This window comes from Halalkalibacter flavus (assembly GCF_036663575.1).
In the GTDB taxonomy this organism is placed as follows: domain Bacteria; phylum Bacillota; class Bacilli; order Bacillales; family Bacillaceae_D; genus Halalkalibacter; species Halalkalibacter flavus.
Genome location: NZ_JAWRVK010000016.1, coordinates 62,352 through 86,661, shown reverse-complemented (window position 1 = coordinate 86,661; position 24,310 = coordinate 62,352). Strand labels below are relative to the sequence as shown.

The 24,310-nt window shown below is 37.0% G+C and carries 22 protein-coding genes; 16 read left to right on the top strand and 6 right to left on the bottom strand.

Annotation, left to right across the window (positions count from 1 at the left end):
* Positions 1 to 105: 105 nt before the first annotated feature.
* The 11 genes from glyQ to SAY88_RS12370 all read left to right on the top strand — a co-directional run bounded on the left by glyQ (position 106) and on the right by SAY88_RS12370 (position 11,616).
* Positions 106 to 996, top strand: a complete 891-nt coding sequence (glyQ, locus tag SAY88_RS12420) for a glycine--tRNA ligase subunit alpha (RefSeq protein WP_250096138.1) — start codon at positions 106 to 108, stop codon at positions 994 to 996.
* The gene (gene glyS, locus SAY88_RS12415) at positions 989 to 3,070 is read left to right on the top strand and encodes a glycine--tRNA ligase subunit beta (protein WP_332632145.1); all 2,082 of its coding nucleotides are present in this window, start codon (positions 989 to 991) and stop codon (positions 3,068 to 3,070) included. The genes glyQ and glyS overlap by 8 nt, the downstream gene beginning before the upstream one ends.
* Positions 3,071 to 3,199: 129 nt before the next feature.
* Complete coding sequence (ccpN, locus tag SAY88_RS12410) at positions 3,200 to 3,835, top strand: transcriptional regulator CcpN (protein WP_488803297.1); 636 nt, start codon at positions 3,200 to 3,202, stop codon at positions 3,833 to 3,835.
* Positions 3,836 to 3,854: 19 nt separating this feature from the next.
* Positions 3,855 to 4,670 (top strand): pyruvate, water dikinase regulatory protein, encoded by an 816-nt coding sequence (locus SAY88_RS12405; RefSeq protein WP_250096136.1) that lies wholly within the window; start codon positions 3,855 to 3,857, stop codon positions 4,668 to 4,670.
* A 276-nt stretch (positions 4,671 to 4,946) separates the two neighbouring features.
* Positions 4,947 to 5,426: a YaiI/YqxD family protein gene (locus SAY88_RS12400; RefSeq protein ID WP_332632143.1), complete on the top strand. Its 480-nt coding sequence runs from the start codon at positions 4,947 to 4,949 to the stop codon at positions 5,424 to 5,426.
* Positions 5,427 to 5,476: 50 nt separating this feature from the next.
* Positions 5,477 to 7,270: a DNA primase gene (dnaG, locus tag SAY88_RS12395; RefSeq protein WP_332632142.1), complete on the top strand. Its 1,794-nt coding sequence runs from the start codon at positions 5,477 to 5,479 to the stop codon at positions 7,268 to 7,270.
* A 50-nt stretch (positions 7,271 to 7,320) separates the two neighbouring features.
* Positions 7,321 to 8,442 carry an RNA polymerase sigma factor RpoD gene (gene rpoD / locus SAY88_RS12390; RefSeq protein WP_250096133.1) on the top strand — a complete coding sequence of 374 codons (1,122 nt, stop codon included), beginning with the start codon at positions 7,321 to 7,323 and terminating at the stop codon, positions 8,440 to 8,442.
* Between the two features lie 175 nt (positions 8,443 to 8,617).
* Positions 8,618 to 9,148, top strand: a complete 531-nt coding sequence (locus SAY88_RS12385; RefSeq protein WP_332632141.1) for a hypothetical protein — start codon at positions 8,618 to 8,620, stop codon at positions 9,146 to 9,148.
* Between the two features lie 144 nt (positions 9,149 to 9,292).
* The gene (locus SAY88_RS12380) at positions 9,293 to 9,670 is read left to right on the top strand and encodes a c-type cytochrome (protein WP_332632140.1); all 378 of its coding nucleotides are present in this window, start codon (positions 9,293 to 9,295) and stop codon (positions 9,668 to 9,670) included.
* A 117-nt stretch (positions 9,671 to 9,787) separates the two neighbouring features.
* Positions 9,788 to 10,498, top strand: a complete 711-nt coding sequence (locus SAY88_RS12375) for a tRNA (adenine(22)-N(1))-methyltransferase (protein ID WP_332632139.1) — start codon at positions 9,788 to 9,790, stop codon at positions 10,496 to 10,498.
* On the top strand, positions 10,495 to 11,616 hold the full coding sequence (locus SAY88_RS12370) for a Nif3-like dinuclear metal center hexameric protein (RefSeq protein WP_332632138.1): 1,122 nt from the start codon (positions 10,495 to 10,497) through the stop codon (positions 11,614 to 11,616). The genes SAY88_RS12375 and SAY88_RS12370 overlap by 4 nt, the downstream gene beginning before the upstream one ends.
* 89 nt (positions 11,617 to 11,705) lie before the next feature.
* Here the strand turns inward: SAY88_RS12370 and SAY88_RS12365 are convergent, their stop codons facing one another.
* The 3 genes from SAY88_RS12365 to vrrA all read right to left on the bottom strand — a co-directional run bounded on the left by SAY88_RS12365 (position 11,706) and on the right by vrrA (position 14,074).
* Positions 11,706 to 12,650, bottom strand: coding sequence for a 4-hydroxy-3-methylbut-2-enyl diphosphate reductase (locus tag SAY88_RS12365; RefSeq protein WP_332632137.1), 945 nt, complete (start codon positions 12,648 to 12,650; stop codon positions 11,706 to 11,708).
* A gap of 178 nt (positions 12,651 to 12,828) precedes the next feature.
* On the bottom strand, positions 12,829 to 13,323 hold the full coding sequence (locus SAY88_RS12360) for a CarD family transcriptional regulator (protein ID WP_250096127.1): 495 nt from the start codon (positions 13,321 to 13,323) through the stop codon (positions 12,829 to 12,831).
* 139 nt (positions 13,324 to 13,462) lie between these two features.
* Entirely contained in the window at positions 13,463 to 14,074 is a 612-nt protein-coding gene (vrrA, locus tag SAY88_RS12355) for a VrrA/YqfQ family protein (protein WP_332632136.1), read from the bottom strand.
* Between the two features lie 249 nt (positions 14,075 to 14,323).
* On the opposite strand from vrrA, the gene SAY88_RS12350 reads away from it, so the two are divergent.
* Together SAY88_RS12350 and SAY88_RS12345 are read left to right on the top strand one after the other, a co-directional pair.
* On the top strand, positions 14,324 to 15,670 hold the full coding sequence (locus SAY88_RS12350) for a DEAD/DEAH box helicase (protein WP_332632135.1): 1,347 nt from the start codon (positions 14,324 to 14,326) through the stop codon (positions 15,668 to 15,670).
* A 19-nt stretch (positions 15,671 to 15,689) separates the two neighbouring features.
* Complete coding sequence (locus SAY88_RS12345; RefSeq protein ID WP_332632134.1) at positions 15,690 to 16,583, top strand: deoxyribonuclease IV; 894 nt, start codon at positions 15,690 to 15,692, stop codon at positions 16,581 to 16,583.
* Positions 16,584 to 16,732: 149 nt separating this feature from the next.
* Here SAY88_RS12345 and SAY88_RS12340 read toward each other — a convergent pair whose 3' ends face one another.
* Positions 16,733 to 16,996: a DUF2624 family protein gene (locus SAY88_RS12340; protein WP_332632133.1), complete on the bottom strand. Its 264-nt coding sequence runs from the start codon at positions 16,994 to 16,996 to the stop codon at positions 16,733 to 16,735.
* Between the two features lie 179 nt (positions 16,997 to 17,175).
* On the opposite strand from SAY88_RS12340, the gene SAY88_RS12335 reads away from it, so the two are divergent.
* The 3 genes from SAY88_RS12335 (at position 17,176) to SAY88_RS12325 (ending at position 20,280) form a co-directional block, all read left to right on the top strand.
* Positions 17,176 to 18,303, top strand: a complete 1,128-nt coding sequence (locus tag SAY88_RS12335) for a two-component system sensor histidine kinase NtrB (RefSeq protein WP_332632132.1) — start codon at positions 17,176 to 17,178, stop codon at positions 18,301 to 18,303.
* A 358-nt stretch (positions 18,304 to 18,661) separates the two neighbouring features.
* Positions 18,662 to 19,414: a metal ABC transporter ATP-binding protein gene (locus tag SAY88_RS12330; protein ID WP_332632131.1), complete on the top strand. Its 753-nt coding sequence runs from the start codon at positions 18,662 to 18,664 to the stop codon at positions 19,412 to 19,414.
* Positions 19,414 to 20,280: a metal ABC transporter permease gene (locus tag SAY88_RS12325; RefSeq protein ID WP_332632130.1), complete on the top strand. Its 867-nt coding sequence runs from the start codon at positions 19,414 to 19,416 to the stop codon at positions 20,278 to 20,280. Before SAY88_RS12330 ends, SAY88_RS12325 begins: the two co-directional genes overlap by 1 nt.
* Before the next feature lie 222 nt (positions 20,281 to 20,502).
* Here SAY88_RS12325 and SAY88_RS12320 read toward each other — a convergent pair whose 3' ends face one another.
* Both SAY88_RS12320 and ppx read right to left on the bottom strand, forming a co-directional pair.
* Positions 20,503 to 22,623: an RNA degradosome polyphosphate kinase gene (locus tag SAY88_RS12320; protein WP_332632129.1), complete on the bottom strand. Its 2,121-nt coding sequence runs from the start codon at positions 22,621 to 22,623 to the stop codon at positions 20,503 to 20,505.
* Positions 22,624 to 22,690: 67 nt separating this feature from the next.
* Positions 22,691 to 24,244, bottom strand: a complete 1,554-nt coding sequence (gene ppx, locus SAY88_RS12315; RefSeq protein ID WP_332632128.1) for an exopolyphosphatase — start codon at positions 24,242 to 24,244, stop codon at positions 22,691 to 22,693.
* Between the last annotated feature and the right edge of the window lie 66 nt (positions 24,245 to 24,310).

The following is a 24,310-nucleotide window of genomic DNA, read 5'->3' as shown; positions in this document are numbered from 1 at the left end:
GCGGGAAGAGCTCTCGTCCCTATGTCATTACGACATAGGGATGGGAGCTTTTTCTTATGCCTAATCACTCGAATGTCACCATGAAAATTTAAGGAGGAAATTATAGTGAATGTACAAAATATGATTTTGACGCTACAAGAATATTGGTCAAAGCAAAATTGTATGATCATGCAAGCGTATGATACAGAGAAAGGGGCAGGAACAATGAGTCCCTTTACACTTCTTAGAACAATTGGTCCTGAGCCTTGGAATGTAGCATACGTTGAGCCATCTCGCCGGCCTGCGGATGGAAGATATGGGGAGAATCCAAACCGACTTTATCAACATCATCAATTTCAAGTAATTATGAAGCCGTCTCCTATTAATATTCAAGAACTTTATTTAAAAAGTCTAGAGGCACTTGGTATCAACCCTTTAGAACATGATATACGTTTCGTTGAAGATAACTGGGAAAACCCGACCCTTGGTTGTGCAGGGTTAGGATGGGAAGTATGGCTTGATGGAATGGAAATTACACAATTTACATACTTTCAACAAGTTGGAGGACTTGAGGCAAGTCCTGTTTCAGCAGAAATAACGTATGGACTTGAGAGGCTAGCATCTTATATCCAAGATAAGGAAAATGTATTCGACCTTGAGTGGGTGGAAGGGTTTACGTATGGAGATATTTTTAAGCAACCGGAATATGAGCATTCAAAGTACACATTTGAAATTTCAGATACTCAAATGCTTTTCTCCCTTTTTGGAACATATGAGCAGGAAGCTAAAAGAGCATTAGATGAATCACTTGTCTTCCCAGCATATGATTACATTTTAAAGTGCTCACATACGTTTAACTTGCTCGATGCAAGAGGAGCCATTTCTGTTACGGAACGAACAGGATACATTGGGCGCGTAAGAAACTTAGCGCGTGCAGCAGCAAAATTATACTATGACGAACGTGAGCGCTTAGGATTCCCAATGTTAAAAAAAGAGGAGGGAAAAGATAATGAGTAAACGAGACTTCTTACTAGAAATTGGTTTAGAAGAATTACCTGCAAGATTTGTCACGAGTTCAATTGAACAGTTAAAAGAAAAAGTTGAATCATGGCTAAAAGAAGAACGGTTAGTATTTGATTCCATCCGGACGTTTGCTACGCCTAGGCGCCTTGCGATCTTCATTGAGGGGCTTGGTGAGAGTCAGCCTGATATTAGCGAAGAAGCAAAGGGTCCAGCTAAGAAAATAGCTTATGATGATGAAGGTAACTGGTCTAAGGCAGCCCAAGGGTTTGCTCGTGGTCAAGGAGTAACGACTGACGAGCTCTTTTTTAAAGAGGTAAAAGGTGTAGAGTATATATTCGCTAACAAATACATTGCTGGGAAAAAAACAGTGGAACTTCTTCCTGCTTTGAGAGAACTTATTGTTTCTTTACATTTTTCAAAAAATATGCGCTGGGGAAGCAATGATCTTCGTTTTGCTCGTCCAATTAGGTGGCTTGTTGCTATGTATGGAGAAGAGGTTATTCCATTTTCTATCACAGGCATTGAGACAGGTGCTACAACATATGGACACCGGTTCCTTGGTAAGCCAATTAAATTAAGTGATCCAAGTGAGTATGGGGTAGCGTTATTAGGTGAATATGTTATTGCTGATCAGTTAGAACGAAAAAGAGCGGTACGAAATCAAATCGAATCTATGACAGAAGGGAACGGTTGGATTATACCGATCGATGAAGAGCTTTTAGAGGAAGTGACTCATCTGGTTGAATATCCAACTGCACTTTCTGGAGGTTTTGATGAAGATTTTCTTAAATTGCCAAAAGAAGTGTTAATTACGTCAATGAAAGAACATCAACGTTACTTCCCTGTAGAAAATGAAAAAGGCGACTTATTGCCGTATTTTATTACAGTAAGGAATGGGGATCATCAACATCTTGAGAATGTAGCGAAAGGAAACGAAAAAGTCCTTCGTGCAAGGCTTTCTGATGCGGCGTTTTTCTATAATGAAGATCAAAAATTAAATATAGATGATGCCTTGCAACGTCTGGAGCAAATTGTTTATCATGAGGAACTAGGTTCCGTTGGGGATAAGGTTCGACGTGTTAAAAAACTAGTAACCGACTTAAATGTATTACTAAATGTTGATTCAGCAAAAGCGCAAACTGCGAATCGAATTGCAGAGATTAGTAAGTTTGACCTTGTAACGCAAATGGTAAACGAATTCCCTGAGCTACAAGGTAGAATGGGGGAAGTTTATGCTGAATTAGCTGGGGAATCAAAAGAGGTGGCTAAAGGTATTAATGAGCATTACAAGCCGAGGTCTGCTGGAGATTCAAGTCCTTCATCACTTGAAGCGACGGTTGTCAGCATAGCAGAAAAGCTAGATACGATTGTAACTTGTTTTGCCATTGGACTTATTCCAACAGGTTCACAAGATCCGTATGCGCTTAGACGTCAAGCGGCAGGGATTGTTCAAATGCTTCATGATCATAATTTAGAAGTGACTCTTGAACAATTGATAAAAGTAAGTTTAGATGTTGCGGAAGGCAGAAAACTGCTTAAGCGTGACTATGAAGAGATTCAAACAGAACTTGTTGAATTCTTTAAATTAAGGGTTAGGGCACTTCTTCAAGAAAATGAAATACAATATGATATTATTGATGCTGTATTAAATGACGAAATAGGTCATATTCCGACTGTAATGAAAAAAGCAAAGGTTATTACTGAAAAGCGTCAGGATTTAGCGTTTAAAAAGGTCGTTGAGGCGCTAAGTCGAGTAACAAATATCGCGAAGAAGGCTGAGGATTCTATTGAAATTGATCCAACATTGTTTGAAAAAGAAGAAGAAAAAATGTTATTCAGACATTATCAAGAGTTGAAAGTAAATGTGGAAAAGGCGTTGGAAAAAGGAGATGCCAAGCTTGCATATAATGAGCTTGCAAGCTCTGAGCCAGTAATTAATCAATATTTTGATCACATCATGGTTATGGCAGAGGATCAAAATATTCGACAAAATCGACTGCAGCAGATGAGTGAACTGTCTAAAGTTATTCGTTCTTATGCCCAATTCCAGTCAATAGTATTCGCTTAAAATGTAGGTGTCTTCCTATATTGATAAATAGGAGGTCATATAAGCTTGCTCTTTCCATATTGGCTATCACTCGTATATAATAATTATATATTAGTATGGCACTTTTAGTGCTAAGGACGGTGAAAACCAATCGAACTAACAAGTAGGCAAGAAATGATTATTGAGATTGTTAAGGAAAGTGGCCCAATTACCGGGGAACAAATTGCAGAACGTCTCTCTCTAACAAGAGCTACGCTTCGTCCCGATTTGGCTATATTAACAATGGCAGGCTATTTAGACGCTAGACCACGTGTTGGGTATTTCTACACAGGGAAATCTGGAAACCAAATGTTAGCAGAGAAAGTCAAGAACATTACGGTAAATGAATACCAGTCTAGGCCCGTTGTGGTTCAAGAGTCAGCATCGGTGTATGATGCGATATGCACGATGTTTTTAGAGGATGTTGGAACATTATTTGTCGTGGATAAGCATATAACCTTAGTAGGTGTTCTCTCAAGGAAAGACTTACTTCGGGCAAGTCTTGGAAAGCAAGCGCTAGAGTCTATCCCTGTAAGTATTATTATGACGAGAATGCCTAATATTACAGTATGCAAACAAGATGATTTAATTATTGAAGTGGCTAATAAATTAATTGAAAAGCAAATTGATGGACTTCCTATTGTTGTGGAAGTAGAGTATGGCTCCCGTTTTGAAGTAGTAGGTCGAATAACGAAAACGAATATAACAGCATTACTAGTTGATTTAGCTAATGATGAGGTAATATAAGCGGTAAGGAGGGGCATTCATGGAAGAAATTAGACAGCGACCGGTTGTCTATGTCGTTTCAGATTCAGTAGGGGAAACGGCGGAATTGGTTGTAAAGGCTGCTGCTAGTCAATTTAGCAGTGCTGGACTTGAAGTGAGACGAATTCCATATGTTGAAGATAAAGAAACAATTGAAGAAGTAATTATCTTAGCACGTAAATCTAATGCACTAATTGCGTTTACACTTGTTGTTCCAGAAATAAAAGAACACCTATTGACACTTGCACAGGAAACGGGTGTCGATACGGTAGATATTATTGGGCCAATGTTAGAGAAAATAGGAACATTGACGAAGAAGGCTCCGCGTTATGAACCGGGTTTAATTTATCGATTAGATGAGGATTATTTTCGTAAAGTCGAGGCAATCGAATTTGCTGTTAAATACGATGATGGTCGTGACCCAAGGGGAATCATTCGTGCTGATATCGTGTTAATTGGAGTTTCGCGTACATCAAAAACACCACTTTCTCAATATTTAGCGCATAAACGATTGAAGGTAGCGAACGTGCCGCTTGTTCCCGAAGTAGAACCCCCTAAAGAGTTATTTCATATTACACCGAAAAAATGTGTGGGGTTAAAAATTAGTCCAGAAAAATTAAATGATATTAGGGCGGAACGATTAAAAGCACTTGGGTTAAAAGCCCAGGCTAACTACGCCAACCTTGATCGAATCAAAGAAGAATTGGCGTATTCAGAAAAAATTATGCAACGGATTGGATGTCCCGTTATTGATGTTTCAAATAAAGCAGTTGAAGAAACAGCCAATTTAATCTCAAGTATGTTTTTAAAAAAATAATAATAGGAAGTATCTTGCGTATAGAAGCAAGATGCTTTTTATTTTTGGGGCTAGTCAAAGGAGTTAAAGTTGCGTATAATAAAGAATTGTGATTCTAATAGTGAAGAAAATTTTGGTTATATTTTAAAAAAGAACAAATAAATTTTAAAAGTCAAGACTTTTTCTTTGTTTTTTGGTAATGATAGTAAGGATAAAAAAAACGAAACACGATACAGATGTTTCATTCGACAAATATCTACGAAATTCTTTAAAAAGATAGCAGGATTTTTGAAGGGAATGTTGAATTCAACTATTATGAATCCTTCATTACAAACCATTTATGTCGACGCGGACGCTTGTCCAGTAAAAGCAGAAATAGTAGAAATTTGTGAGTTCGTAAACATGCCAATGGTGTTTGTGTCATCTTATGCACATACATTAACTCTACCGTCTACAGCTAAAGTGGTGACTGTAGATAATGATAAAGAGGCGGCGGATTTGTTTTTAATGAACAATGCTAAAAAAGGTGATATATGTGTAACACAAGACCATGCTCTTGCCTCGATTATGTTAGCTAAAGGGGTAATAACACTATCTCCCCGTGGTTTTGTTTATCAAGAAGATACCATTTTGCAAATGTTGGATGCACGCTATATTTCGCAAAAACAAAGGAGAATGGGTGGAAAAACAAAAGGTCCAAAACCCTTTCGACAAGAAGATCGTCAAATGTTTATTGAACAACTCACAAAAATTGTTACAGAAAAAGAAGGAACATAGCAAAAAAACTCGAATTGTAAGAGAAATTGGTATGATTAATGGTGATGACAATGAGCAACAGGATACCGGATGAAAAGGTTGAGCAGATTAGACGCTCATCGGATATTGTCGAAGTAATTAGTGATTATGTGCAACTAAAAAAACAAGGTCGGCAGTATATTGGATTATGTCCCTTTCACGGTGAAAAGTCCCCTTCTTTTTCTGTATCACCGGATAAACAACTTTACCATTGTTTTGGCTGCGGTGCTGGTGGGAATGTTTTTTCATTTTTGATGGAACTAGAAGGACTTACTTTTATTGAATCTGTCAGAAAACTTGGAGAGCGTGCAAACATTGATTTGCCTGATGCGACCGCTCAGTCACCCGTAGCGGGACCACAAGTATTAATGCGCTCAGCTCATGAGTTAGCCGCAAAACTCTATTATCACGTCCTTACGTTAACCGAACAAGGATCTGAAGGTCGAATTTATGTGAAAAAACGTGGTTTTACAAAAGAACAAATTGAGCATTTCCAAATTGGTTTCGCTCCAGATCGCTGGGATGCACTTGTCACAATCTTAACGAAACGTAATTTTTCGCTAGAAACGATGGTTCAAGCAAGTTTATTGGGTGAAAGGGAGTCAAAAGACGGTTATTATGACCGTTTCAGAAACAGACTTATGTTTCCAATTTGGGATGGGCAAGGCCATGTTATCGCTTTTGGTGGGAGATCAATCTCAGATGAAAAGCCAAAGTATTTGAATAGTTCTGATTCACCAATCTTTCATAAAGGAAATACACTTTATGGACTTCACCTTGCAAGACCTTCAATTAGGAAGCTTGGCTCAGTTGTCTTATTTGAAGGATATGTGGACGTGATTGCAGCTTGGGGGGCAGGACTTTCTAATACAATAGCTACACTCGGTACTGCTTTAACAGAAGAGCAAGCTAAAGTGATTAGGCGAAATGCTGAGAATGTTACCATCTGTTATGACTCAGATAAAGCAGGAACGAGCGCAGCCTTCAGGTCGGCAGGGATACTAGAACAAGTTGGTTGTACTGTGAAAGTTGCTCAAATGCCAGAAGGGCTGGACCCCGATGACTATATTCGTACATACGGTGCTGAAAGTTTCAAATCGAATGTAATAGGGGAAAGTTTGACTTTAATGTCATTTAAAATGCGGTATTTGCGTAAAGGTAAGAATATGCAAAATGAAGCAGAAAGAATGAGCTATATTGAGGATGTTTTAACTGAAATTAGTACTTTGCCCCGAGCGGTTGAGCGAGATCACTATCTCAGACAGATCGCTGAAGAATTTTCGCTTTCTTTAGAAGCGTTAAAGCACGAACAGTTTCAAATTTATCGGGAAAAACGGAAGCAAGATAAAAGTGATTATCAATCAAAGGATCGACCTATACAATCTAGGAAATCCTTAGAAGCAAAAAAGTTATTACCAGCCCATCAAAATGCTGAGAGATTTTTACTTGCTCATATGATGAGAGATGTTGAAGTGACAGAACTTGTTCAAGAACGCATCGGTGGGAGTTTTAATATTGATGAACATCAAGCAATAGCGGCTCATCTATTTGCATACTTTGGTGAAGGACATGAGGCTAATCCAAGTCAATTTATTCAAGGGTTGCAAGATGAAAAGTTAATTAGGATTGCAACAGAGCTTGCAATGATGTCGTTAAATGATGACTTTCAAGAGCAAGAACTGCTCGATTATATGAAATTGATTGAAACTTATCCAAAACGGATACAAATACAACAAAAAGAATTAGAAATGAAACGAGAGAAAGACCCATTAGAAGCAGCAAGACTTCTTATGGAGATTAATCGTATGAAACAGGAGCTTCACTAGCATGAATTGGCAAGAAGCTTTGGTTGTGAACAATGGAAGGAGGGGATCGAATGGCAGATAAACCACTACGCCCACTAGCGGAAGGTGAATTGTCTATCGATCAAGTGAAAGAACAATTAGTGGAGATAGGTAAAAAGCGCGGAGTACTTACTTATGCTGAAATTACAGAGAAATTAGCAGCTTTTGATCAAGATTCCGACCAAATGGATGAATTTTTTGAATATCTTGGTGAACAAGGAGTCGAAATCCTAAATGAGACGGACGATGTGGTTCCAAATCTCCAGCAAGCTGTAAAAGATGAAGAAGAGTTTGACCTTAATGATTTAAGTGTACCACCTGGTATTAAAATAAATGATCCTGTAAGAATGTATTTAAAGGAAATTGGTCGTGTTCCCCTTCTTTCGGCTGAAGAAGAAATTGAGCTTGCCAAACGAATTGAACAAGGTGATGAAGAAGCAAAAAGGAGATTAGCGGAAGCGAACTTACGTCTAGTTGTCTCTATTGCCAAACGTTATGTTGGTCGTGGGATGCTGTTTCTTGATTTAATCCAAGAAGGTAATATGGGGTTAATCAAAGCTGTTGAAAAGTTTGATTATGAAAAAGGATATAAATTTAGTACGTATGCGACATGGTGGATTAGGCAAGCTATTACTCGTGCGATAGCGGACCAAGCACGAACGATCCGTATTCCTGTTCATATGGTAGAAACAATTAACAAACTAATTCGAGTACAGCGCCAACTCCTTCAAGATTTTGGGCGTGAGCCAACACCTGAAGAAGTTGCTCAAGAGATGGAGTTAACTCCGGATAAAGTTCGTGAAATCTTAAAAATTGCTCAAGAGCCTGTGTCTTTGGAAACACCAATTGGGGAAGAAGATGACTCACATCTTGGTGATTTTATCGAAGACCAAGAAGCATTGGCTCCATCTGATGCGGCTGCATATGAATTACTAAAAGAGCAGCTAGAAGACGTTCTAGACACGTTAACCGATCGAGAAGAAAATGTTCTTCGTTTACGTTTTGGATTAGATGATGGTCGTACTCGTACTTTAGAAGAAGTGGGTAAAGTATTTGGTGTAACTCGCGAACGTATTCGTCAAATTGAAGCGAAGGCACTAAGAAAGCTTCGTCACCCTAGTCGTAGTAAGCGACTAAAGGATTTTCTAGAGTAAGGTTAAGAAATCGTATGACATAAGAAATAAAAAATAAAAGTCTTCATAATGGGTCTGATTCTGTCTTTAAGAACATATAGTCGGTTGCTCGTGGCTATATTGATAATTGAATCAGGCCTTTTGGCTTGCCTCTGATTCGATCATTGCATTGGCTAGCAGGGGGATAAGAATAAAGATGGACGAGAATAGAAAAAGAATCATAATTAACGAAATTCAGCATTGGAAATCAACAAAGTTACTTCCTGAGCAGTATTGCGATTTCTTGCTTACTCTGTATACAGAAGGTGATCATGAGTTAAAAGAAAATAATAAGAAGCAATCTATGTTTTTTAAAAGGTATATACTATTAACTCTCTTAATGGTACATCTTCTGTTCTTATTAACAATTCTTGTCATTTATTTTACCGATTTTTCAATAGCAATGCAAATAGCAATTGTTGTTCCATTTACAGCTGCCATCCTATTGGTTGCTAGTAAAACAACAAATTCAATCGTTTCTTCTTATTACTACATGATTACAGCGCTTATTTTTTATTTGTTAACTGTAGAAATAGTAATGGGCACAGGTGGAAATACAACTATTATATATCTCTCAATTTTTCATTGTCTTGTTTGGCTTCTAATAGGTTGGCGTTATTCGTTACGAATCTTTACAATTGCAGGAGCTGCAGGCTTTTTGTTATCATTCTTGTTCTTGTTAAGATAAAAGAGTGACAAAAAAAGCAAAACTGAAAAGATCCCTTTTCTTTATGGACAATATCAAGTAGAATGAGAAGGGAATCTTTAAAAGCGTCTACATAGTTGTTTGACGATATGTGTGATCCGATACTATTTAAAGGAGGATATGATAATGAAAGGAAGACCACTATTACCATTTGCAATCACTGCTATTGTTGGTATTTTGCTTATGGTAGCACTTTCATTTGTTGGACTTGATCAGCGCGCGCAAATGAACGCTGATGATACAGAAGAGGCTGAAGAAGTAACAGAATTTGAAGATCCTGTTACAGCTGGTCAAGAACTTGCTCAACAATCATGTATTGGTTGTCATGGAGGAGACCTGGGCGGGGCATCAGGTCCAGCAATTAATGCGCTTGACGGAAAATATTCAGTGGAAGAAATTGCTGATATCATTACAGGTGGTTATGGAAGCATGCCAGCTATCACAAACTTAAATGATGTGGAAGCTGATGCAATTGCTCAATATTTGTTAGCAGAATCCGAATAATTTGAAGACGAGAGTACTATTGTAACTCTCGTCTTTTCTCTATATATTAGAAATGGATTAAATTGGGTAAAGTACATAGATAAAGTAAAATTAAAATGATGCATATAGGTGATACAAATGAATGAAAAGCAGTTGTCTGAAAGGCTAGTACGAGTGGCAAAGTATGTACCAAAGGGAGCAAAGGTAGCAGATATTGGCTCAGATCATGCTTACTTGCCATGTTATTTATGTATTAAGGACATAGAACTTACAGCTATTGCTGGTGAAGTAAATGAAGGGCCATACCAATCAGCTAGAAAACAAGTAGAAAAATCAGGTTTAACAGAAAGAATTGATGTGAGAAAAGGGAATGGTCTTGAGGTTATTAATTGTGGCGAAGTTAATACGATTACGATAGCCGGAATGGGTGGAGGACTTATCACTACCATTCTAAATGAGGGAAAGGATAAACTAGAAGGAGTAGAAACTTTGATCTTGCAGCCTAATGTATCAGCTGATATTATCAGGAAATGGCTTTTGCATAATGAATGGGTCCTAGTTTCAGAAGAAATTCTTGAAGAAGACGAAAAGATCTATGAAGTTCTAGTTGCGAAGCGAGGAAATGATGAATCATTATATGAAGAGCAAAAAGAACAGAAATTTTTGCTTGGTCCATTTTTAATGCAAGAAGTAAATCATGCCTTCAAGAAAAAGTGGCAGTATGAAGTTGATAATTGGAAGAGAATATTAGCTCAGTTTGAAAAAGCCAATGCAAATGAACAAGTTGAGGAAAAAAGAAAGAATTTACTTAATCAAATTAACATGGTTGAGGAGGTTTTACGTAAATGACAAAATATATTAATGGTCAAGCTCTCATTCAGCACTTTGAATCATGGTCTCCTAAGTCGTTAGCTGTTGAAGGTGATAAAAATGGGTTAATGGTCGGTACTTTAAACAAAGAGATAAAAAAAGTGATGATTGCTTTAGATGTTTTAGAGGATATTATAGATGAAGCAATTGACAAAGAGGTCGATCTCATTATTGCTCATCATCCTTTGTTATTTAGACCATTAAAAAAAGTAGACTTAGATACCCCGCACGGAAGAATTGTAGCAAAAGCTATTAAACATGACATAGCTATTTATGCAGCGCATACAAATTTAGATGTTGCTAAGGGCGGAGTAAATGATATGATGGCTGAAGCGATTGGTTTGACAAATACAGAAGTGCTTTCTCCTACCATTACTACAGCATTAAAAAAAGTTGTTGTATTTGTCCCTGAGACTCATGCTCTGCAAGTACGAGAAGCAATGGGGAACGCTGGTGCTGGGCATATAGGAAACTACAGCCATTGTACATTCAACAGCAAAGGCCAAGGAATGTTTCAACCCGAAGAAGGAACTAATCCTTTTATTGGTGAAAAAGGAAGGGTTGAAGTTGTTGACGAAGTAAAAGTGGAATCCATTATACCTGCACATCTTCAAAATAAAGTTGTTAGAGCAATTATAAAAGCCCATCCATATGAAGAACCAGCATATGATATTTATCCTTTAGAGAATAAAGGAGAGACATTAGGCCTTGGACGAATAGGTTTGCTTGAATCCAAAATGACATTAGCTGAATTTGCTGAACATGTGAAAAAAGCTTTTGGTGTGAAAGGGGTCAGAGTAGTCGGTGATTTAACAGCAAGTGTACAAAAAGTTGCTGTTCTTGGTGGTGATGGAAACAAATATATGAAAGAAGCTATTTTTAAAGGTGCTGACGTTTTTGTAACTGGTGATGTATATTATCATGTTGCCCATGATGCGATGATGGATGGCTTACATATTGTTGATCCAGGACATAATGTCGAGAAGATCATGAAAAGCGGTGTGAAGAATTATTTTGATGATTTCCTTGAAAAATCAAAGTATAACACTAAAGTGATTATCTCTGAACCAAATACGGATCCATTTCAATTTCTTTAAACTTCTCTTTAAAAGGAGATGAATTAAAAGAGGGGGGTGTCTCAAAAGGTCTATTTTTGACCTTTTAAGACGCCCCCCTTTCGTCTTGTTTAGCTTTTTGCCTTGACTTTCGGTAATATTTTTTGTAGAGACACCTTCCGTTCAGGGTTCCAACCAGCACCTTCTTTTGGATCATATTGCTCTAAAAAGGCAATCACTTCTTTTGTTATTGGTGTTGGTGTCGAAGCACCTGAGGTAACACCGACTGTTTGGACTCCTTGAAACCATTCTTGTTGAAGCTCAGTTATATCGCCAATACGATAAGCCTTTGTTCCTGCAATTTGTTCAGATACTTGAGCTAATCGATTTGAATTATTGCTTTTAGGATCTCCAACAACAATCACAAGATCACAATCTTTTGCTTGCTTTGCAACAGCTTCTTGTCGTACTTGTGTAGCTAAACAAATTTCATTATGGACTTCGGCGCTTGGATAGGCTTCCATCGCCTTTTTCATAATGTCACTAACATCCCACTGACTCATCGTCGTTTGATTTGTGATAATAATTTTGTCCGTTGAAATCTCTAAACTCTGGACGTCTTCAATGGATTCTACAAGGTGTACCGAATTGGGTGCGACACCAATCGCTCCTTCAGGTTCAGGATGTCCTTTTTTACCAACATAGATAATTTCATAACCTTCTGCTACTTGATCACGTATTAAATCGTGAGTACGAGTTACATCAGGACATGTCGCATCAACAACTGTTAGTCCTTTTTGTTTTGCAAGCTTACGAACTTCAGGTGATACACCATGTGCGGTAAAGATAACAGTTCCTTTATCGACTTGCTTTAATATTTCTACACGATTTGGTCCGTCTAATGAAATAATCCCATCTTCTTCAAATGCATCTGTAACATGTTTGTTATGAACGATCATCCCTAAAATATAAATGGGTCTTGGTAAGTCTAAATTTGCGGCTGCTTGTCTTGCAAGAACCATCGCATCAACTACGCCATAACAATATCCTCTTGGAGAAATTTTCTTTACATTCATGAAAGGCCTCCTATAATAAGACTCATCTGTGATGAGTAGTAGCTAAGTAAAAATGAAACAAAACAAGATCAGGCTGTCTCAGAGGTATTTTGCCTCACAAAAAGTGAGACAAAACATAGGAGACAGCCTTAGTTTTCCTGCTATATAGTATAATGTAGTTTCTCTCAAGTGACAATGCTTACGCTTCTTTTAACTCAATAAGTGCATCGTCAATGAATTCATAAGCTTGCTCTTCAGTCATATCATTGACTAGTACAAGTTCACTAGCAATCATTTGCCGAGCTTTTTGTAAATGATTACGGTCTTGAATGTGGAGGCCGTTTGCCCTTTCTGTTTGCTTTCTTGAAAGAGATGAAATAAGATGAGCAGCGTCAATAATACTTCCGCTCTTTAAGAGATTTTCGGTTTCACGAGAAAAATGACTTGTAGAAGGCGGGATCTCAGGTCCGTTCTGCAGGGCATCTACAAGTGAATCTAACTCTGATTGGTCTATCACTTTTCGCAAACCAGAATCGTTTATCTTGCTTTCTGGAAGCATAAGCTTCACATCAACGAGCGGAAAGTTAAGAATAAAATAAGAGTGAGTTTCTCCTAATACATCCTTTTCTTCAATATCTTGAATTGTTCCTGCTCCGTGATAAGGATAGACAACGTGGTCACCAACTTTAAACATGGGCATTCCTCCAATCGAGTAATAACCTTAGTGTAACACAAAAAAATATAAAAGTAAATTTTACTATCATTGTGCGATTCTTGTCAATAAAAAAATGACATAAATCATTAGTTATATCGTTAGTCTCTCTTTACTTTGGTTAAATATACAATTTTGGACCAGGAATTCCCTTAATACTTTCTGGTTTATAAGCAGTAGATCTAGTAAGGTGTAATGATGAGTCGGTTTCGTTTGTTTGAGAGTGGTCAAAAGAGGTGCTAGACAAAGCAGATGAATCATCCGGCTCTTCAATGTTAATCTTCGTACTCTCTTCATCTTCTGATGCATTTACGGAACTGTCATCAATAGGGTTTCCTTCTTCTGAATTATTGCTCATCATAATTTTCCAGATAGTTGGTGCGTTTCGAATGAGAGGACCGTACTGTTGAATCATCGGAACAACCTGATGAGTTAATCCTAAAACTTTCTGAGCATTAGTTAGCAATGTAGAGAAATTCATTCCCCCACCACCAGCTGATAAAAATCCACCCATCATAGGATTTCCAGCTGCTCCTTGAGCTCCACCTAATCCTCCGAGTATTCTAGAAAGAAACCCCCCTCCTCCTCTAAATACGTGACTACCTGCTCCGCCAAAAGCATTTGCAGCTTGAGTAGGTATGCCATGAGAGAACATATTAGCTGTATGCGACATTCCTTGCATTGGGGCTTGCATAGGCATTGATCCAAACGGGGGACCGAAAAATGGTTGCATGATTAAGTCTCCTTTCCTAGTATCAACAGATTTTATAAGTGTACCGTCTTCTAAATTTGGGGAAAGTAGAAATAAGGATACATAAACTCTTATAACAACTATATGCAAGTGATTGTTGTGCGGTGAGAATGATGCACGTATTAACAAGTGAAAAAGCGAGCTTAAAGATTAACTAAAATAGTAAGATCTAACAAAGTATGATAAAATGAAGTATTGCACAAATGGCATCGGAAGGAAGTTGAAATGTAAATGAAATCAGAAAATTTTAAGCGATTTGAACTGAAGCCCTTTTTAATTGAGGCGTTAAGTGACCAAGGATTCACATTGCCGACAGAAATTCAAGAACGTCTAATACCTGCAATTAGAAACGGAAGAGATGTTATCGGTCAATCTCAAACTGGAACAGGGAAAACTCTTTCATTTCTGTTACCAATTTTAGATAAGATTAACCCAGCGATTAATGAAGTACAAGCTGTTATTACGGCACCAACTCGAGAACTTGCTGGTCAGTTATTTGATGAATTGAAGAAACTTCTTGATTTTTGTCCAGAAGATGAGCAAATTCAGGCAAAGCTATTAGTTGGAGGAACGGATCGTTCACGCGCAATAGAGAGTTTGAAAGTACAACCGCATGTTGTTGTAGGAACGGCTGGACGGATAGGAGATTTAATCGATGATCAGGCTCTTCAAGTATATACAGCAACCATGCTTGTAGTAGATGAAGCGGATCAAATGCTTGACATGGGTTTTATTGCAGATGTAGATAAAGTTGCTTCAAGAATGGCAGAAAAGTTGCAAATGATGGTGTTTTCCGCAACAATTCCAGAAAAGCTTCAACCATTCTTGAAAAAATATATGACAGAACCACGTCATGTTCAAGTGGAGCCTAAGCATGTAACTGCGTCGAAAATCGAACACCGAATAATACCGCTTAGACATCGTGAGAAGATTACATTTGTTGTAGATATTGCGAAATCTATTAACCCATATTTAGCAATTGTATTTACAAATACAAAGGAGCAAGCTGATGAAGTAGCTGATGCAATGTTAGCAGCCGGTTTAAATGTCGAACGTCTTCATGGCGGTTTGCAACCTAGACAACGTAAGCAAGTAATGAAGCAAGTTAAAGATGTAAAAGTACAGTATCTTGTAGCTACAGATTTGGCTGCACGTGGAATTGATGTGAAAGGTGTCACTCATATTATTAATTATAATATCCCGAAGGATCTAGATTTTTATGTTCATCGCGTTGGAAGAACAGCTCGAGCTGGATTAGATGGAATTGCATTTACGATTTATGAAGATCATGATCAGCAGGCAATTGAGAAGCTTTTAAAACGTGGCATTACATTTACCTATTATGATTTTAAACAAGGCAATTGGACACAACTTGACCGCCCGCCACTTGGCGTACCTGGAAAGAAAAAGACAGCTCGTTCAACCGAAACAACTGTAATTAAACCGAAAGAGCAAAAACGTACAGGTGGGAAAGCAGTAGCGAGACCTAAAAGCGTAAAGCCTGGTTATAAGAAAAAAGCACGCTTTAAGCAAGCAAAAGTAGAACAAAGACAAAGAAGAATGAAAAAGAAAAAGTAAGTGTAGGAGAGAAGAAATTATGAAGGTTAAACTTGGTTCTCATGTTTCAATGAGTGGAAAAAAGATGTTACTTGGGGCAAGTGAAGAAGCAGCCTCTTACGGATCAAACACATTTATGATTTATACAGGGGCACCACAAAATACAAGGCGCAAAGCTATTGAAGAATTAAATATTGAGGCAGGATTATCTCATATGAAAGAAAATGGGATGACGGATATTGTTGTTCATGCCCCCTATATTATTAATATTGCAAACACTACAAAGCCCGAAACATTTGAACTAGGAGTACGCTTTTTGCGTTCTGAAATTGAACGCACAGAAGCTCTTGGTTCGAAGCAAATCGTTTTGCATCCTGGGGCGCATGTTGGGGCTGGAGCTGAAGCTGGCATTCAAAAGATTATTGAAGGGCTAAACGAAGTGTTTGAAGAAAAGCGTGATGTACAAATTGCATTAGAGACGATGGCTGGAAAAGGATCGGAATGCGGTCGAACGTTTGAAGAGCTTGCATCCATCATTGATGGTGTTACACATAATGAACGTTTGTCTGTTTGTTTTGATACATGCCATACACATGATGCAGGCTATGACATTGTGTCTGATTTTGATGGCGTACTTGATTCTTTCGACCGTATTATAGGACTTGATCGTTTAAAAGTTCTTCATATTAATGATAGTAAAAATGAGCGAGGTGCAGCAAAAGACCGCCACGAAAATATAGGGTTCGGTCATATTGGTTTTAAAGCATTACATTACATTGTCCATCATCCTCAATTAAGTGAAGTACCAAAGATTCTTGAAACGCCATTCGTTGGCGAAGATAAAAAGAACAAAAAAGCACCTTATAAACACGAGATTGAAATGATCCGTTCAGGAGAATTTGATGAGGACGTAAGATCAAAAATCGTATTGTAATAACCAAAAAAGCAGAAGGGATTTCAGAGGGCACGTAAAAAGGGAAAATTGTCTTTTTTTAGTACCCTCAGAATGACCTCTGCTTTTTGGGATGTTTCATTTTATGTGTAACACGTAAAGGTAAAATAATGACTATTTTTATGTTTGAATTAAAGGTATTGACTAAATTGCTGAAGCAATTGTTGCACAACTGAAGAGACATAAGGGTCTACTTCTGTTTGTAGACGATGAATTATTCTTTGGACTTGAGCTTGATTGGCAACATCAATTTGCTCTAATCTTAAAATGGAAATGACTTTTTCTGCTTGCTGCCTAGTAAGGGCAATGTTGTACTGATTAGCTAAGTTTAATAATTCATTAGCTGTTAATGAATTAACCTTATTGTTAACAAGTTGTTGCATGATTGCATTCATAAAAGCACCCCTTTGATCAAGTAAACTAATGGCAGTGTATGAGTTACTTGAAGAAAATGTGCAGAAAAAAAGGAAATTTTGGTAGACTTATCGAATAAAGGATTGAAAGGAACCAATAGATTTCTAACTCATGTATAATCATGTCATAAATTGCTACAAGAAGAGGGGGGTGGGGCCTTATGGAAAATAAGCACCTAGACGAACAAATAGCCCCAAATAGGAATAACTCAATGTCAATGAATTCTTCGGTAACAAGTCAACTCTCATCAGCTCATTCATCGACACTTACGGAGGAAAAAATGATCGAACAACATTTTCTCATTGAAGAATTAGGTATTCCTTACTTAAAAGTAGATCAAAATTTACATATATTAAAGTGGAATCAAGCTTTTTTAGATGTAACAAACATAAGTGAAGCACAATTACGTGTTTGTACTTTGGAGCATTTAAGTATAGATAATCCTTTTATTTTATTTAGCTTAGAGCTTGTTCAAAAAGCATTGGTCACGAAGAGTAAACAAGTAGATGATTTTGAAGAAGATGAAATATTATACCGTCTTAGAGTGATTCCATTTGAGGATGATGGAATGGTCTATCTTGTTTATGAAGATCGATCTCTTCAAAGACAGTTTGAAAATTTACTTACTTTTCATCACCAGATGGAGGCTGTATCGCACATTGCTGCGGGAGTCGCGCATGAATTACGTAATCCTTTATCAGTTATTAAAGGTTTTTTGCAATTGGCGCAATTAACCAATGATCATCAAAAGTACTATGATACGATTATGTCAGAAATGAACCGAATGAATGGCATTCTTGAAGATTTTCTTTCTGTCTCGCGAAAAAAGATGGAGCGTAGGTGGCAATCTCCTGTTCAGATCATGAATTCCTTGATCGAGATTATGAAAGCGGAATGTCTTCTCCATGATGTAGAATTTAAACTAGACTTAGCAGAAACCAAAAAGCAAATATATGTGAATGAATCAATGGTGAAACAAGTTATGCTTAATCTATTACGAAACTCTGTAGAAGCTTTTGGGGAGTCAAATTCCAATCGAGTTCTCACTATTGAAACGAGTGTACAAGAGGAAAATTATATCATTGAAGTGAAGGATAATGGCAAAGGGATGCCTAAATCTGTTTTAAATCAATTAGGGAAGCCCTTTTTTACAACAAAAGAAAGAGGGACAGGGATAGGAATCCCGTTATGCAAGAAGATCATTGAGGATCATGGTGGCAGTTTTAAAGTAGATAGTACGTATAGTATTGGTACAAATGTAATTGTTGCCTTACCATTAGGTAACTGAGAAAAAGCCTGACACCTATATTAATAGGTCAGGTTTTTTTGTTATGAATGAATTTGCTACCTCTATAGGCGCATGAAGTGTTTATAGAGATAGAAATGAGGTTACACATTTACAACTTTGTAAATAACGATTATACTTATTACAAGTGAAAGTTTACTTAGGGAAACTTTTCTGCCCTGTCCTAATTTTGCACCTTTTTAAAAATTACCCATAAGATGTTGTGATAATTATTTTAAATGGGCTTAACGATCTTCTTCGTTTTAGAAGTTCAATTGTCCATAAACGAACAAGGGAGTTTTTTCTCGAAAAAGTTGCACAATGGCAACAATGAAAATTATCTTGATTGGAGGAAAAGCTGGTGAAAAAAGTTATAGAAGTTGAATCACTATCTGTTTTTTATGAAAATAATCAAGCAGTTAAAGATATTAGCTTTCAAGCAGAAAAAGGAAGACTAATTGGGATTGTCGGTCCAAATGGTGCAGGTAAATCGACGTTAATAAAAGCTATCTTAGGTTTAGAAAAAGCACAGGGGAAAGTAAGGGTCTTAGGAGAGAAAGTAAATGATGTTAGAAAGCAAATATCATATGTTCCTCAGCGCAATCAAATTGATTGGGATTTCCCTGTTTTAGTGGAAGATGTAGTCATGATGGGGCGGTTTACGCATATTCCGTGGTATAAAAAAGCAGGAAAAAAAGATCTAGAAATTGTGATTGAGTCACTTGAAAAAGTGGGAATGCTAGAATACCGAAAGCGTCAAATTGGCGAACTATCTGGAGGACAGCAACAGAGAGTTTTCATTGCGCGTGCACTTGCTCAACATGCTGATTTATTCTTTTTAGATGAACCTTTCGTTGGAATTGATGTAACTTCGGAAGAAATTATTATTAATCTACTTAGAGAAATTAAAAATGAAGGGAAAACGGTTTTTGTTGTACATCATGATTTAAGTAAAGTTGAACAATATTTTGATGAACTATTATTAATTAATAAAGAGCTGGTTGAATATGGTGAAGTGAAAAACGTCTATAAACCAGATATTCTATCCAAAACCTATAAGGGGAGCATTACCTTGTTTGGAAACGATGAAAATATAATGGTGGTGAGTGAATAATGAGTAACATTACAATGTTCATTGACCAAGTTATGCGGTATTCTTACTTGCAACAGGCTTTAATTGCTGCAATTTTAGTTGGTATCATTTGTGGTGTGATCGGGTGTTTTATTATTTTACGTGGGATGGCTCTTATGGGGGATGCCATATCGCATGCTGTTTTACCTGGAGTTGTCATTGCTTATATGATTGGAGTAAGCTTCTTTATTGGAGCTACGATTACAGGTGTACTAACTGCTCTTGCAATTGGATATGTATCTCAAAATAGTCGAATAAAAGATGATTCTGCTATTGGGATTATGTTTACCGCCGCTTTTGCACTAGGGATTGTGTTAATTACTGGACTACGTGGAACAGGTGTTGACCTATGGCATATACTCTTTGGGAATGTACTTGCGGTCTCTAGATCAGATCTTATGGTCACTGTTGGGATTGGCGCTTTTGTGTTATTAATGATTATTATTTTTTATCGACCACTGTTGTTAAGTACATTTGATCCCGTAATGGCTAAAGCAACGGGAGTACCTGTTCAACTCGTTCATTACTTGTTGATGCTCCTATTATCACTTGTAACAGTAGCGTCACTCAAGACTGTTGGAATAGTTTTAGTTGTTGCTATGCTTATCACACCAGGAGCTACAGCCTATTTATTAACTGACCGCTTGCCGGTTATGCTTGGTTTATCGGCTTTGTTTGGTGTGATAGCTGCAATAGGAGGGATGTATTATTCAGTAATTTATGATGTAGCATCTGGTGCTTCTATTGTTTTAGTTGCTTCCGTATTATTTGGTTTAGCTTTTTTCTTCTCGCCAAAACAAGGAGTTATTACAAGAAAATGGCGTGCTAAAAAAGTGCAAAGAGCATAAAAGGGGATGTCCTAAAAGGTCTGCTTTTGACCTTTTGAGACACCCCCGAAGCAATGAGCGGAGTCGCTACATTTTTAAAAAGCCATGAGAGGAGTGGTTTACACACTCACGGAGGTAGCGAATGGAGCCATTGCCACCTTTGTTCCCGACATTTGAGTCAGCATCATAATAATAGACAAAAGAATCGGCATATTGTGCCGGTTCTTTTGTCTTTATCTAATCTTATTCATCGATAGCTGTAAAGCGTGAAGCAAGTTCGTGGAATGTAAGCTGACTTTGGATTGGTTGCTCATGTGTTGGGCGCTTAATATATTTGTAGCTCCCGTCTGCGTTTTGTTGACGTGCTTTTGTATTATCTTGAAGTGTGATGGTTAATATTTCTTTCACACGCTCTTTATTTCCTGAACTAACAATTGGAAATAATATTTCTATTCTTTTTTCCATATTTCTAGTCATCCAATCGGCGGAAGATAAAAATATTTTCTCAAATCCATTACTATTAAAATAAAAAATCCGACTATGCTCTAAAAAACGGTCAACAATACTAAATACTCGTATATTCTCACTAACGTCTTTAATTCCTGGTCGTAAACAACATATACCTCTAACAATTAAGTCAATTTGAACTCCTGCTTGAGATGCTTCATACAGCTTTAAAATAATTGGTTTATCTGATAGCGAGTTCATTTTTGCAATAATCTTACCGTTTCCATATTTTCTATGATTTTTCATTTCTTCATCTATCAAATAAAGAAATTCTTCTCTAATTTCAAATGGGGACGTTGACAGATAATGCCATTTGGGTTTTTCGCTATAACCACTTAAATAATTAAAGAAATTCGTTGCATCCTCTCCATATTTTTCACGTGAAGTAAAAAAACCAAGATCCGTATATAGCATAGCTGTAGAATCATTATAATTACCTGTACCTAAATGAACAAAACGTTGGATGTGATCGTCTTGGTGTCGAACAACCAAAGTAATTTTACTATGAGTCTTTAAAGAAGTTATCCCGTAAATGACATGAACTCCTGACTTCTCCAACTTTTTTGCCCATTGAATATTGTTCTCTTCATCAAAACGAGCTTTTAATTCGACAAGTACAGTGACTTGCTTCCCATTCTCTGCCGCAAGCGCTAATGCGTGAATGATCGGAGAATCACCGCTAACACGGTATAATGTTTGCTTAATTGCAAGTACTGAAGGGTCCTTAGCTGCACGTGTAACAAAGTCTATCACAGGCTGGAAGGATTCGTATGGGTGATGTAAGATGATGTCACGTTTTAAAATCGCTTGAAATATATCATCTTCCCCAATTAAATCTTCTGGTGGCTGAGGGATTAAAGTTTCATTGGCTAAATGTTCGTTTTCTTTTGCAAGTTGTCCGTACAGTTTAAATAAAAAGCTTAAATCTAGAGGTCCTTTATATGAATAGACATCATCTTGATGTAGTTCAAGGACATCTAATAATAAGTTGAGAACGTTCTGATTCATTTGCCCTTCTTGCATTTCTAATCGAACAGCAGCCCCCCATTTACGCTTTTTAAGTTCCTTCTCAATTTCACTTAACAGGTCGCGAGATGCTTCTTCATGAATCGTCATATCAGCATTCCTTGTAATGCGAAAAGGAGAGACAGACTTAACGGTAAACCCATTAAATAACGCACTTATAAAGTGACTGATAACTTCTTCAAGTAAAATAAATTGATCTTTTTGTTCTTTCGACTTAGGTAATTTAATGAATCTTGTTAACACGGAAGGGACTTGGACGATAGCTAACTGGTCTTTTTCATTCTCGTCGCTTCCAAGTCGCCGTAAAATAACAGCTAAATTTAAGCTTTTATTTAATAGCATAGGGAATGGTCGGTAGGCATCTATCGCCATCGGAGTTAAAACAGGAAAAATATAATTTTGAAAACGTTCTTCTAAATAAGTGAGTTGTTCCTCATCGCAATCTTGAATTGAAACAAACTGAAACCCTTCATGGAAGAGCAAAGGAATGATTGTATCTGTATAAACCGTATCTTGTAATTGAACAAGTAAATGATTTTTGTCAGAAATATGCTTTAATTGTTGTTTTGGAGTTAGTCCAGCTTTGTTTTCGGGACGGTTAAAACCAGCCTTTACTTGGTCTTTTAATCCAGCAACACGAACCATAAAAAATTCATCTAAATTGGAACTGAAAATCGCTAAGAATTTCAGCCTTTCAAGAAGAGGATTACGTTCATCAATGGCCTCTTCTAAAACTCGCTCATTAAAAGCGAGCCAGCTTAACTCACGGTTGTTGTAAAAGGTTGGGTTATTAAGGTCAATGTGTTTTTGAATTAACTTATCCTTTTGCATGGGACTCAACCTCTCTGTTAAATTCTACATTTCATTTTAACAGCTGATTGTAAATTCTATGTTAAGATTATAATTTCAGAACTTCTGCAGGCATGTATCTAAATTCAATTGTGTATTTAATAACACGCTCTAAATGTTTTTTATGTTTCGTTGCTTGTGCGTCTTCAAAAAAAGCATCAGCTTGGTGGTATAGAATAATGGAAAGCTCGTCTTCATTTTGGTCTACTTGTCCAATAGCTGTAATCACTTTTCTTCGTGTTCGATCTAATGAGTAAGCTAATTTTAAAATAGAACCTAAAAATTCATAGTATTTAAGTTCTTGTTTATTAATAAGTTTGTTAAAGCTCTTTGCGTATTGTTGCATTTGTGATTTTGATTTGTAAGAAGAGATCAATGCAATGGCCAAACGATCTTTATGCGACAATCCTTCAATGGTCATATTTGTTAAAAGATAAAAGGTATTTTGACTACTAGCTTCATTATTTATATATTCTCCAATATAAAGTAACCTGGCACTATGGTTCAATAAAGTGACCGCATTACTTGGGTTGTGTTCCACAGGACAATATTCACTAGTCTTTGAGTATAGCTGGTTAGCAAGCAGTGATATATGATTTACATGGTCAACGTTCAATTCATAACTATTTGTAAGTTGATATAAACTTTCTTCAACTACATTTGGAAATCGGGTTGTCTCCATTGATTTTAATAGTTCCTCATAAAACACACCGTCACGAAGGCCCTTTCGACTCATAACGAATGTGTTCGCGTTCACATGGTTTACAATCTGAGTAATCACCGTAGAAGCTGGAACGATAATATCAACTCGATCTTTCGATAAACCTTCTAATTCAAGACGTTCTTCAACAGTTAAATGCTGCAACGTTTTATTAATATCAAGTAACTCCTGCTTTGGAATTTCATATTGATGAAGACCTGCTAATGGATAACTATCTTTACGTTGGTGAATGAGAGCAAGATTTCTAGCACTACCTCCAATACCGATAACAGGGTAATCTTTCTTTTCCTTAAACCAAGGAAGAGTATGTAACTGCTTTTTAAGATACTCAGTAAGTAGAGCGATTGTTTCAGGTTCATCTTGGTCATCATTAAAAAATTGTTGGTATAACGTGATTGCTCCAAAAGGAAAGCTATGATAATGCTTTAATTCACGATTTTCAAATAAAGTTATTTCCGTACTGCCACCACCGATATCCACAGTAAAGCCATTTTCTATATTTGTTGAATTAACAACTGCTAAATAGCCGTAAAACGCTTCTTCATATTCCGAGAGAATGCGAATTTCAAATCCTATCGTATCTTTCACTAGCTTTACAATTTTGTCGCGATTTTTTGCTTTACGCATAGCTGCTGTGGCGATAACTGTGATTTGACGAACTTGATGAAAAAGAATGACATCTTTAAAACGTTTTAGTGTGTCTAAAATTGTTTTTATACCGACTTCAGATAAATTTCCATCATCTTTAATATGAGCACTTAGTCTTGCAACAGTCTTAAAGTTATGCAATTCAATATAGTATCCATTGCTGTCAATTTTATTAATCACTAAGCGAATCGAGTTAGACCCCATGTCGATAATGGCTACTTGTTTTTCTATCATGCTTTCCACCTCTTTTTCGTTGGTAAGTATGTTGATTATAACAAAATTTGTTACTAGCGCCTAAAG

Coding starts and splice junctions, on each gene's coding strand:
- SAY88_RS12340 (WP_332632133.1), bottom strand. CDS start 16,996: ATGAATGCAATCATGCAACAACTTGTTAACAATAAGGTTAATTCATTA.
- SAY88_RS12375 (WP_332632139.1), top strand. CDS start 9,788: ATGAATGAAAAGCAGTTGTCTGAAAGGCTAGTACGAGTGGCAAAGTAT.
- SAY88_RS12345 (WP_332632134.1), top strand. CDS start 15,690: ATGAAGGTTAAACTTGGTTCTCATGTTTCAATGAGTGGAAAAAAGATG.
- SAY88_RS12400 (WP_332632143.1), top strand. CDS start 4,947: ATGTTGAATTCAACTATTATGAATCCTTCATTACAAACCATTTATGTC.
- SAY88_RS12320 (WP_332632129.1), bottom strand. CDS start 22,623: ATGCAAAAGGATAAGTTAATTCAAAAACACATTGACCTTAATAACCCA.
- SAY88_RS12385 (WP_332632141.1), top strand. CDS start 8,618: ATGGACGAGAATAGAAAAAGAATCATAATTAACGAAATTCAGCATTGG.
- SAY88_RS12350 (WP_332632135.1), top strand. CDS start 14,324: ATGAAATCAGAAAATTTTAAGCGATTTGAACTGAAGCCCTTTTTAATT.
- SAY88_RS12325 (WP_332632130.1), top strand. CDS start 19,414: ATGAGTAACATTACAATGTTCATTGACCAAGTTATGCGGTATTCTTAC.
- rpoD (WP_250096133.1), top strand. CDS start 7,321: ATGGCAGATAAACCACTACGCCCACTAGCGGAAGGTGAATTGTCTATC.
- SAY88_RS12365 (WP_332632137.1), bottom strand. CDS start 12,650: ATGAATGTAAAGAAAATTTCTCCAAGAGGATATTGTTATGGCGTAGTT.
- SAY88_RS12370 (WP_332632138.1), top strand. CDS start 10,495: ATGACAAAATATATTAATGGTCAAGCTCTCATTCAGCACTTTGAATCA.
- SAY88_RS12380 (WP_332632140.1), top strand. CDS start 9,293: ATGAAAGGAAGACCACTATTACCATTTGCAATCACTGCTATTGTTGGT.
- ppx (WP_332632128.1), bottom strand. CDS start 24,244: ATGATAGAAAAACAAGTAGCCATTATCGACATGGGGTCTAACTCGATT.
- SAY88_RS12405 (WP_250096136.1), top strand. CDS start 3,855: ATGGAAGAAATTAGACAGCGACCGGTTGTCTATGTCGTTTCAGATTCA.
- dnaG (WP_332632142.1), top strand. CDS start 5,477: ATGAGCAACAGGATACCGGATGAAAAGGTTGAGCAGATTAGACGCTCA.
- SAY88_RS12335 (WP_332632132.1), top strand. CDS start 17,176: ATGGAAAATAAGCACCTAGACGAACAAATAGCCCCAAATAGGAATAAC.
- SAY88_RS12360 (WP_250096127.1), bottom strand. CDS start 13,323: ATGTTTAAAGTTGGTGACCACGTTGTCTATCCTTATCACGGAGCAGGA.
- glyS (WP_332632145.1), top strand. CDS start 989: ATGAGTAAACGAGACTTCTTACTAGAAATTGGTTTAGAAGAATTACCT.
- vrrA (WP_332632136.1), bottom strand. CDS start 14,074: ATGCAACCATTTTTCGGTCCCCCGTTTGGATCAATGCCTATGCAAGCC.